This window comes from Daejeonella sp., from assembly GCF_044342615.1.
Taxonomy (GTDB): Bacteria; Bacteroidota; Bacteroidia; order Sphingobacteriales; family Sphingobacteriaceae; genus Daejeonella.
The window spans coordinates 1-10,810 of sequence record NZ_JBIIPN010000093.1; the positions used below are offsets into that span (position 1 = coordinate 1).

Annotated in this window: 8 protein-coding genes; 1 reads left to right on the plus strand and 7 read right to left on the minus strand. The window is 36.7% G+C overall.

Annotated features, from left to right (window positions below; all coding sequences use genetic code 11):
- The 7 genes from ACIQ0D_RS08840 to ACIQ0D_RS08870 form a co-directional block, all read right to left on the minus strand.
- Nucleotides 1-1,231, minus strand: a 1,231-nt coding sequence (locus tag ACIQ0D_RS08840) for a TolB family protein (protein WP_395804775.1), incomplete at its 3' end; no start/stop codon positions are given.
- Nucleotides 1,232-1,249: 18 nt separating this feature from the next.
- The gene (locus ACIQ0D_RS08845) at nucleotides 1,250-1,783 is read right to left on the minus strand and encodes a hypothetical protein (protein WP_395804777.1); all 534 of its coding nucleotides are present in this window, start codon (nucleotides 1,781-1,783) and stop codon (nucleotides 1,250-1,252) included.
- Nucleotides 1,784-1,787: 4 nt separating this feature from the next.
- Nucleotides 1,788-3,527 carry a M14 family metallopeptidase gene (locus ACIQ0D_RS08850; protein WP_395804778.1) on the minus strand — a complete coding sequence of 580 codons (1,740 nt, stop codon included), beginning with the start codon at nucleotides 3,525-3,527 and terminating at the stop codon, nucleotides 1,788-1,790.
- 36 nt (nucleotides 3,528-3,563) lie between these two features.
- Complete coding sequence (locus tag ACIQ0D_RS08855) at nucleotides 3,564-5,207, minus strand: M14 family metallopeptidase (RefSeq protein ID WP_395804780.1); 1,644 nt, start codon at nucleotides 5,205-5,207, stop codon at nucleotides 3,564-3,566.
- A gap of 89 nt (nucleotides 5,208-5,296) precedes the next feature.
- Nucleotides 5,297-8,008 carry a M14 metallopeptidase family protein gene (locus tag ACIQ0D_RS08860; protein WP_395804782.1) on the minus strand — a complete coding sequence of 904 codons (2,712 nt, stop codon included), beginning with the start codon at nucleotides 8,006-8,008 and terminating at the stop codon, nucleotides 5,297-5,299.
- A gap of 232 nt (nucleotides 8,009-8,240) precedes the next feature.
- Nucleotides 8,241-8,786: a DinB family protein gene (locus tag ACIQ0D_RS08865; RefSeq protein ID WP_395804784.1), complete on the minus strand. Its 546-nt coding sequence runs from the start codon at nucleotides 8,784-8,786 to the stop codon at nucleotides 8,241-8,243.
- A 36-nt stretch (nucleotides 8,787-8,822) separates the two neighbouring features.
- Nucleotides 8,823-10,055 (minus strand): hypothetical protein, encoded by a 1,233-nt coding sequence (locus ACIQ0D_RS08870; protein WP_395804786.1) that lies wholly within the window; start codon nucleotides 10,053-10,055, stop codon nucleotides 8,823-8,825.
- A 72-nt stretch (nucleotides 10,056-10,127) separates the two neighbouring features.
- Between ACIQ0D_RS08870 and ACIQ0D_RS08875 the strand changes: the two genes are divergently transcribed.
- Nucleotides 10,128-10,810, plus strand: a 683-nt coding sequence (locus ACIQ0D_RS08875) for an amidase family protein (protein WP_395804788.1), incomplete at its 3' end; no start/stop codon positions are given.

The window sequence follows — 10,810 nt, forward strand, 5'->3', positions numbered from 1 at the left end:
AGATATGAGAATAACCTGTTGCCTCACTTTGGAAGTAAATGGTGTTTAGATCGGTCCAGCCAATATTCCCACCACCAATGCCTGGTCCGCCAATCCATGCCTCATCACGCTGACGGTCAAGCAGACTAAACTTTCCGCTTGCTTGATCCAATTTCATGATCCAACGATCTTTATTGTCTAAAGCTGAAACAACCACCACCGCTTGCGATCCATCGGCATTCCAAAATGGTCCGTTTACCGAAACCTGACGATCTTCGTTCTTCTTTTTTCTTTCCTCAAGCTGTTTTGGATAATCTTTTACATAATCAGGTAAATCTTTAATCCCCGGAATGTCTTTGGTAATTAAGGCATAAATAGTATCTCGCTTTAAATCATACACATAACTTTCATTTTGAGGAAGTGCATTGCCTACTTTTGTACGGGTATTTAGATCCTCAGTATAGCCACTTTCAGTTACATAGTTTGGAACAATTGTGTTTTTATTCCCCTCAGGGCGTTTCATTAAGCGGAAAGCGATGTATTTCTCATCGGGACTTATTCTCACGCTTACCAAACTACTACGATCATCTAAATAAAACTCTTTAGGCTCTTTTATCGCATTAGCTTTGCTTTTTGCAAGCCTATCTTCACGTTCTTCTTTTTTCTTTTGGATGATATCAAACTCATTAATTTGATCTTGTCTTAACCATTGGTCTTGCTTGCTTAGTGGACTTTCAGGACGTTTTTTGCTACGAGTAAAATTGCTCAACTGTATAATTGAACCTCCATTTAAGGACATGCTGAATAAGTTTTCTCCTCTTTGAAAAAAGACTTTAGTTTCATCCATAGAGAAAACAGGATTGCTTTCTCTGTCAAGAGTATTAGTAAGTGGATTTTCTTGACCAGTACTTATATTTCCAACAAAAATATCGCCATTACGCTCAAAAAGCACTTTTAAGCGGTCTTTAGAATAACTTAAAGATCCTTTGTTTAATGATTTTTTTTGGTTTTCTGCTGTTTGCTGTGGTTTACGATTATCAATTGAGATTTGATAAAGCGGGTCTTCCTTAACCTTATCTGGGTTCCAGTTAAAATAAATAGTACGACTGTTATTGTCCCATTGTATGTTGCTTGGTGATACACCCATCCATTTGGGGTCGCGCATAATTTTATCTACGCTAAGTGTGCCTAGCTCTTGAGCATTGGCCGAAAAATATCCAAATATTAAGAGAAAAATTAAAATTCTTTTCATGATTTATTGTTGTTGTCTTTAGTTTTCAAGATTAAATTCTGCTTTAAATCTCATCACATTATCTCTTTGAAGGATATAGTAAAATCTCTTTTTATCGGGACTAAATTCCATAATCCAGCGGTTTGTAGAGGCGGCAGGGATGAGCTTAGCGGTAAATGCATCTGCTGGAAAGTATTGTGCAAGTGCAGTGCTAATTTTAGGGTCTGAATCACCACCATAATTGGTGATGCTATCCGGACTCCCATCATCATGGCGATGGTCATGCTTTAATTGTATTCCATTTTTACTTTTTGTAAGCACCCAGGTACGCGATTTATTTTCACCAACGTGGAAGGGTAAACGTAAAACAGAGTTTTTGCTCTTATTGACCGTAAATTTTAGTTCTTTACCCCAAAAATCGTTCGCTTTTGTTGTATCGGGCATGTAAATGGCTTTCCCATAAAAGGTTTTGCCTTCAAGCGACTTTAATTCATTAAAAAATGCTTTGTCAGTTTGAGCGAATAAAAAGCTACTAACAAATAAGAAACTACAAGTAATGTTGTAAAATTTCATTTAATTAATTTTTAGATTTTGTGGCAATACCACCTTTTTTACTTTCCACTTTTACCGTGTATTTTCCAGCATTTTGAACAATCCAACGTACGGTTACAGTAGCATTTCCAGGAATATTAGCTACCTGGATAGTTGAGGGATTATTTTTTTGCTCTTTTGTGATATTAAGGTCTCTATTTTCAACAATCATACCCGCAATTACCTTAGTGCCCTCAATGCTAACCATGTCTGGAACCTCAATTTTGTACTTTAAATCTTGGCTCGAATGGGTTGGTATCATTCGTTTATTGGCAATTACTGCAGTTATTTCTTTCAATCCACCGCCCAAATCTTTTTCGGCAATTTCATCCACAGAAATTTTTGGAGTGTGATAGGCATGATAAAGAGTAAATGACATATTGCGGTGTGCATCACTTTCTAAAAGAAATCCGGGGTGTAAACGTCCAAATGATTTTTTAAAACCTCCAATTTCAATATCACCATATTGTGGATGCTTAAAAGGCTTCCAATCTACAAAAGCATCATTAAAGAGTAAATTGCGGTCGAAAGTGTATTGAGATGCCTGTGAATTTGAACCCTCTGCTTTGTTATACATGAGGTAATTTGTCCAGAGTTCATTCGAAAAAGTATAAATCCCTCTACCTCCATAAAACCAGTCGAGCTCACCCCCAAACACAGAATATAAATCCTTATAAACCACTAAATACCTATATCCTGGAATTAGCTCTTCGCCTTTTTTACCAAGTGCATCGTACACTTGAACATCTTGCGCATTATAGGTGTTCAAATCCTCAAGTGCTCCTGGGCCACGCAAAAGCATACCCCCACTATTATGATATGATTGTCCGGCAGCAATGTTTGGATGCTTCATCACAAAATCAGCTACAGCGCGATTTTCTGGCAATGAAAAAGGATATTTATAAGCACCGCTTTGAATGTAATTCGGTTGCCAGTTCCATGCCCAATCGCGATTAGGATCATAAAAACCTTCACCGTCTTCATTTACATCACCATCTCCATCATTATCAATTCCTTCATAACCTAATAATTCGTATTCTCCTTGTTGATCAGGACCTACACTAATCATTCTACGTGGATCTGTTTGATCAGTAATAAGTCGGCCATTAGGATTTTTTCTACGCATAAAAACGATATGTCCATCACCATCTAAATCATCAAAACCATCTTCATTTACCGCCCCATCACGGTCATTATCAACTGGAATCATGCCTGATCTTGGCGAATTAGCATTGTTCGGCTTATGGAAAAAATTATCGCGCGCATCCGGATTAATAGTTGGAGCGATATAAAAAGTCTTATCCGCTAAAAGCTCCTGAATGTGTTTGGTATCTGCAAAGGATTCGGCAAGGTACCAGGCAGCATATAATGCAAATTCACTTCCTTGAATCTCATTGGAGTGAATATTTCCATCAATGTACATAGCGGGCTTCTTGGAAGAATCACCAGTTTTAAAGTCGGAAATAGTCATTACCCAAATATCTTTTCCTAAATGAGATTTACCCATCGACTCTAATTTTACTAGATCGGGGTGGGATTTTGCCAATTTTTTGCAGATTTCTGTAATGGCTGCATAATCATAATATCGGTTCCAGCTTATGGGAACTTTTGGGTTGGCCGGACTTCCAGATGCTTTTAATATCTGCTCCGGTTGTTGTGCAAATAATGCAAGGGCCATAGCCAATGCAGGAACAGTAAGAAATATTTTTTTTATGTTAAGTTTCATGTTCTCTCTTAATTGGAGGTGAAAAATCTATAAATATTAAAGGGTTAGATCGATAGTTTTTGAGCCACTTGTCGGACTCCCAGCATCGATGCTTAGTTTTCCTGATCCCTTAATTAACCAGCTTAGTGTTCTATACCCTTGACCCTCAATGGCATCTAAAACCTGGTTTTTCCGACCACTGATGATTTTCTGGTTTTCGGTATGGTTCAGCTTTACACTGATTTTTTTAACCCAGTAACTGCGTTCACCAACTTTCGTTTGTGTGGCCATCAATCCATTATTTATAATGGTGGCAGTAATTCTTGTTAGCCCATTATCTAGTTTTTCTATTTGTACATTAATGATATCAAGTGATGGTGTCTTTTTACTGAAAGCTAGGATGAATTCATGATGTTTTTTTACCAATCCATCAACCATTTTGAATGGTGGATTTAAAAGTACAAAAGGATCTACACCACCCAATTCTACATTTTTACCTGGGAAATCTGGGTGATCAATTTTTTTCCAACTAACAAAATTATTTTCAATTTTTTCACTTTCTGCCCATCTTAAATAATTGGCAACTTGATCTTCAATTTTAAAGTCTTTTTGCTTTTTAGCTGTATCTGCTTTCGCTTTGGGTACCCACCATCCTGGCGTACTGTAACTATTTCTGCCATAGTGGAAATAGGCCCAATTGGCAAAATCGCCACCTGCGGAGCTCGTTTTAGGAGCATCTTTAAAGCCTGTTATTTTATTATAAAGCTCAGAAACATGAGCATTTGTCTTTGCATCGGACTCAAAATAACCAGTAATTATTCGTTTTGAGACTGCCTGCGGATTAAATGTCGCTGGACTAGACAAATTATTATAGGGGCCAAAAGTAATGACCGTATGAATATTAAACTGTTCGAAAAGATGATCTAGAAGCGCTCTATTCTCGTTTTCTGATATCATGTGTTCTCCTGAGCCCGGAACAAAATTTGGATAGGCATAGCTCATATTTTTATTAAAATGAACCCCACCTTCACCATCTTCATTAAGGTCACCATCTTTATCATTATCAATACCTTCAGAAAAAACAAGGTATTTACCAATTTCACCTTTTGTGGCATCAGCTAAGATCATGGAGCGTGGATCTTCAGGGTTTAATCTGTAATTTCCTGTGGGGTCTTCTACACGAATCCAGCTTATTTTGCCGTCTTTGTTGATATCTTCGAAAGGATCTTCGTTTACTTTCCCATCACGATCATCATCGGTAGGGCGGGCATTGGAGCTGCGGGCATAACGAATGGCTGAGAAATATTGCTCAGTAGCATCGGGACTCATATTAGGGAATACATAAAAGGTATTTTTTGCTAAAATAGCCTTCACGCTGTCTTGACTTGATGTATTTAATAGTTTTTCAGCAAATCCAAGAGCCAATTCTGTTCCAAGAAGATGCGAACCTTCAACGCCACCAACAACTGCAATAGCTTGTTTTTTCTCAGTCTGTCCAGTGCCAATAGTCAGCATCCAGATATCTTTACCACCATAAGTTTTAGTTAAAGATTTAACTTTAACTAGTCCGGGGTAAGATTTAGAAAGCACATTTACCCTTTGGGATACCTGCGTATGATTACTATAATCTTGCGCATTTGTTTCTCCATAAAAGAGAAATAGACCCATCATCAAAGTGATGGTTTTAGAAAATTTATTCATGAACTTAATCGCTTGTTTTCAGCTGATTAAATTACAGAAATAAATTAATTTATAGTGATCTATCGTAAATACTTCAAATTTAAGCTTTACTACTTTTCCGAAACCTCATATAATTGATTAAAAAGAAGCTTAAATGTACCATGTGTTTGCGCTCTAAAAGTAATTTCTGGTCCGAAAGCATAAAGTTTACCCTTCCCAAATTTAGCTTCAAATGCGGTAATACCATCTCTTAAATAGCCTTGACCCCATGCCCAGCCAGAGCGTAATGGTGTTGCACTTGAAAACCATAAAATAGGTTTAATGTCACCTTTTAGTAGGTCGGCGGTAGCAATTTTAAACACGGGACTATTATTGAAATATACATCTGCATTTTTCTTCATTCCCCATGCCGAAGCTAATGAATTATCAACGCTCACGCTTAAAACACTACCAGGTACATAGTATTTTTCTGCAGCCAATCGATTTTCCTGACCATCTGCGCCCATCTCAACAATTGCGTTTCTAACAGGTAATCCTAAGTGATTTGCCAAATTAGTGCTGCTGCCGATGCTAATTACTTTTCCACCTTGTTCAATAAACTTTTTGATTTCAGGAATTGATTTTTCCTGACTAATTCTTCCTAATTGAGCTTTAAATTCAGCAGGAATTGTTTCCAGATTGGATTCAATATTTCTATTGTTGCTAGGGCGATTAGAAACTGGAGGTATGGCACCTGATACAAAAATAATGACATCGTATTTCGAGTTTAAATTGCCTGAATCGATATCCTGAGGGTAAATTAGTTTTGCGTTAAAGCGATATTGCTCCATTAAAAAACGTACCCAACCAGAAGGCATTGAACCTCCATAATTATCCCAAAGTGCAATTCTTAGCTCTGAAACTTTAGTGATGTTTGTCGGAATTTCGGATGCAATTTTAAGCTCTAAACCCGGATTAGAAACCAAATTTTGTATTATTTTCTGGACTTTTGTATTTGCAGGAATGTAAAAATCACCTTGATCAGTTCCCGAATTAATTCTAAATACCTTTTCTTTTGCCTTTAATAGCTCATTTACTGCGATAAAAGCATTATTTGACTCTGCATTAATTAAGTATCCTCTTGCTAATACAACAGGTTTTTCTTCAACTTTTTGAAGTTCACCGTATGGGATACGCTGGAAAGGACCACTAAAATCCTCTTGAAGGCGGTCAAATTCCACATGCATTAAATAAGCTAAAGTCCATCCTGCTGCATCGTAGGGTGCAATTGGCGGACCTCCCTCATATTGAAAATCATTGGGATGATCTTGTGGTTCAAACATATCCAATACATGGGGTCTAAAGGCTTGATTAGTTTTTACAATAAATGAACCTTTTAAATATTTTTTATCGTTAACAACAAAATCTTCACTTGCTTTATGAATGAGAATACCTGAGCGAATCAATGCATTTACAAATTTAATTGCCGTTGGGAAATCTGCCTGACCTGCTGGAATGATATAGCCCCTAGCATCTCTTTTAGTAGGGTCTTTCATTACTTGATCAAAGTATTTAGTAGGGATGGTATTTCTGCCAGAAGTTCTAGCTCCTCCTAAATCTTTTTGATGCGCATCTTTTATGGCCTCAATTTTATTAGGTGATAGTCCCCAAGTATCTTTATTACCCTTTTCTACCGAGTTTTTACCCATCAAGTAAATATTATAGAGTAATTCATCGCGATGCCTTTGTGCGTAATTTAATACCGCATAATTCATTGAAATAGAGTAATCTACGGATTGTCTAAAATGCCATTTTTGTGGCGTCACGGGGAAAACTGTTCCTGCATTAGGAATTAAGCGCTCTGGCACCAGAGTAATTTCTGATGGTGTTGGTCCGCCAATAGTCTCTGTTAACAAGCCAACCATGTTATGAAAATAAGTGATGGTTCTTAGTCCGCCATTATACCAAGTTGAAAAAACAGAGCCATTCTTTTGAGTATATCCTGGTTTATTCTCGGTATTTAAACGATTGTTCATGGCAGCCCCTACTGCATCCAAGCTTGTCATTAAAATAGGATCAAATACATAGTTAAAGGGATCGCGATAAGGCGCTCCAGCCACTACAGAGCCTTCAGGGCCTCTCTGGTGGTGATTGTACATAATTTGCGGTAACCATTCTAAAAACAGTTGATTGCTTATATTTTGCGTTTCTTTCAAATTCATCATGAAAAAATCACGGTTATTATCATGCCCGGCATATTTTTCATATAAACGTGGTAAATTTTGTAATGAACGCTTTTCAGGTGTTTTCTCACGCATATACCAATCGCTAACCAATTCATGGCCATCAGGATTGGCATGTGTCATCAAAATGATTGTATTTTCTAATATTTTTATGGTCTCAGCATCTTTACGACTTGCCAAGTTCCAAGCAGTTTCAATAAGTTGATGGATTCCTAAAGTCTCTGTGGAATGTAATCCTCCATCAATCCAAACAATAGCTTTGCCTTTTTCTGCTAAAGATTTAGCCTCCTCATCAGTTAAGCCTTCTACACGAGCTAATTTTTGCGAAATTTCTTTGTAGTAGTCGAGTTTCTTTAAGTTTTCAGGTGAAGAAATGATCAACATCGGCTGCTCACGACCCTCTTCTGTTTTACCGATACTCAAAAGCTTAACCCGGTCGGAACTTCCTGCTAATTTTTTAAAATAGGCCTCTGTTTGAGTGAAATTGGCTAGCTGGTAATCATCGCCTATGGTGAAACCAAAATGTTCTTTAGGAGAAATTTGTGCAAAAGCAGTATTTATCAGAAATAAACTAATCAGTAAAAAGGAAAATTTACGCATGTTTTTGAGATTAATTAATGCAAGTTAATATTTCTAATGAATTGAAAGCGATTGATTAAGAGTTTTCAATCAAGGAATTATAAAATTGAATCCCTTAAGCAAAGGAGCCTATTCACTAAACAAAATCAAAAAATGATAGTTTAAGACTATTTTGGGATATATTGATTATAATTTTAATGAAGTGAAGGTGGAATTTGGTAATTATGAACATCACCAAATTAATACAAAACAATCAAAATAATTTCTCGTTCGGAGCTTTAATTCCCTTTAGTCTGAGGTAAATGGTTGTTTGCGCGCGATGATGAGTTTGATGCTCGAAAACCTTATTTAACCAACCAAATTGGTCGGTTTCATAATTTCCTCGCCTAATTAAACTATCCATTTTTGAGGCATCCATTTTTTCGATAGATTGAATTGCATAATCATAAGATTCCATAACAAGTTTAGTTAAGGCAGCCTTGTTTTTATACTCCTTCATTTTTTCTAATACTTTATCCTGATAAAGGGGTTCTGCGCCCGTAGCAATAGAAATCACAGTCATGGTGCTTTGCGACATATGCAACATCTGTTCGGCGAAACTGCGCATATCTGCCTTGGGTTTAAAATTTATTCCACTTTCAGGCATTGCATCGAGGTACTCCTTGGTATAGACTTTTGCTCTTTCCCAATCAACGAGCATATTTGCCCTAATAACCTCATTGTTAAGCCCTTGTGAAATTGCTGAATTCCCAATTAAAAGCAATCCAAACAGAACATTTAATGCTTTCACGTTTTTCATTTTAGGTTCAACAATTTACGAAAAAAATTTAAATTGTTAGCGAAGTAGATTTCCCAATGGGTCAATTCTTATATTAAAAGGTTGTAAATATTTATCCGCCAGAATCCCAAATTCTTTTCGATTGATATTTCTTTGTAGGTCAAATGATGTGTTTAATTTAAAGCTAGTCTTCCAGCTTTCTTCAATTTCTTTGTTAAGCTCTTCCCCGCGATTGGCATTGAATTTTATAAGTTCAATAACATCTTTTATGCTTAAACTATCATTTTTATTGTCGGCAAACCAAAGCTGACTCCTTGTATAAAACTCTCGCATGGGCGATTTAATATCTTCTGATTTTACAATCCCAGCTGTATCAAAATAGATTTTTCCATCATCCAATTGTGGTTTAATCATTCCGCTAAGTCCGAGGCGTTGAAAAGCAAGAAAGCTTGCATCTTTTTGGTCGATATCAGTGTATGGAATCAATACCGCATTAAAAGCTAAAAGCTCACCCTGTACCACGCGCGCATTAATTAGTTTAGTAGTCGTTTTAAAAAAGGCGCAATAGGCTGCTATAGTCCCCGCTGCTTGTCCCGCCGACATATTTATAAGCTTCACTTGTTCTATTTGCCTGGGAACAATGATAAAATTTTCAGGCTCTTGAGGAATGAGAGCTCCCATTGGGATGGTTACTAATGATCCATCCGATCTGTTTCCTAGAGCTACTGAACTTCTGTAAACCTTATTTTCGAAAATATTGGGACTGTTAATAGGGCTACTTATCGTGTTTTTCAAGTCAATTTTAAGCATGGCTGCTATTGCAAGATTGTCTGTTGCATCAACCACCACTTGTGCTTTAATTTTTTGGCCGCCTTTCAGCCTTATTTCCCAATCTTTCCCATCTTTTTTAATCTCATCTACAACATTATTAAAGTTGAGCGTCAAATTTTTTACGGTATCGCTAATGCCTTTTATTAATTCTCTAGCTTCGTTTAATTTGACAGGAAGCGCTAGTAGGGAGTCGGCACTTTTTGACCTTCTTCTTTCCTTCAGGGAGTAATAATTTTTTATGCGCTTCAAATAATCAAGGTCTTGCTCAGTAAACGCCGTACTAAACGACTGTGATTGTGTAAGATATGTTGTTTTAACACCAGAGCGTGCAGATTGAATGGCTGCTGCTACTGAAGCCGAATTATTTCCAACAACCAAAACTCCTGTTTTTGTAGTCTGAGCACTTAAACTAATGCATGTACTTATTAAAAATAAAAGGCTAAGAATTTTACGTGTCATATTAAAATTATCGATGGGCTTAATTTACTGTTTCTTTTATTAAATTTATGCTCAAATCAATATTAAGCTATTATGAAACTCCTTACTCGTAGAAATAGTATTATTGCCCTACTTTGTCTGTTAAGTTTTACACTTGGTGGATTTATCACTCAAAAAGCTGAGGAAGAAAAGATTAGTATTGCCTTGGTAAAGGCGGCACAGAAAATTATTGGGATTGATTTTACGGATGTTGAAATCGATTCCATGCTCACAGACTTGGATGGTCAACGTGCTAATTATGCTGCTCTTCGTAAATTAAATATCCCAAATTCGGTATCTCCAGCTCTAAATTTTAATCCTCTTCCTGTGGGATACGAATTTCCAGATAAATCCAATTATTTTAGAGTAAATTCTATAAATACTACAAAACTCCCTGCTGTAAAGGATGATCTTGCATTCTATACCATTGTACAGCTGGCAGATTTAATACGTACTAAGCAAATATCTTCCGTTGAATTAACGAAATTTTTTATCGAAAGAATTAAAAAACATGATTCGAATTTAAAGTTTGCTGTTACAATCACCGAGGAGCGAGCCATGGCGCATGCTAAAAAAGCTGATGCTGAAATTGCTGCTGGAAAATATAAAGGTTTATTACATGGAATTCCTTTTGGAGCAAAAGATTTATTAGCAGCCAAGGGTTATAAAACTACCTGGGGATCAGTGCCTTATAAGGATCAAGTTCTCGATATAGATGCTACTGCAATAACTAAGCT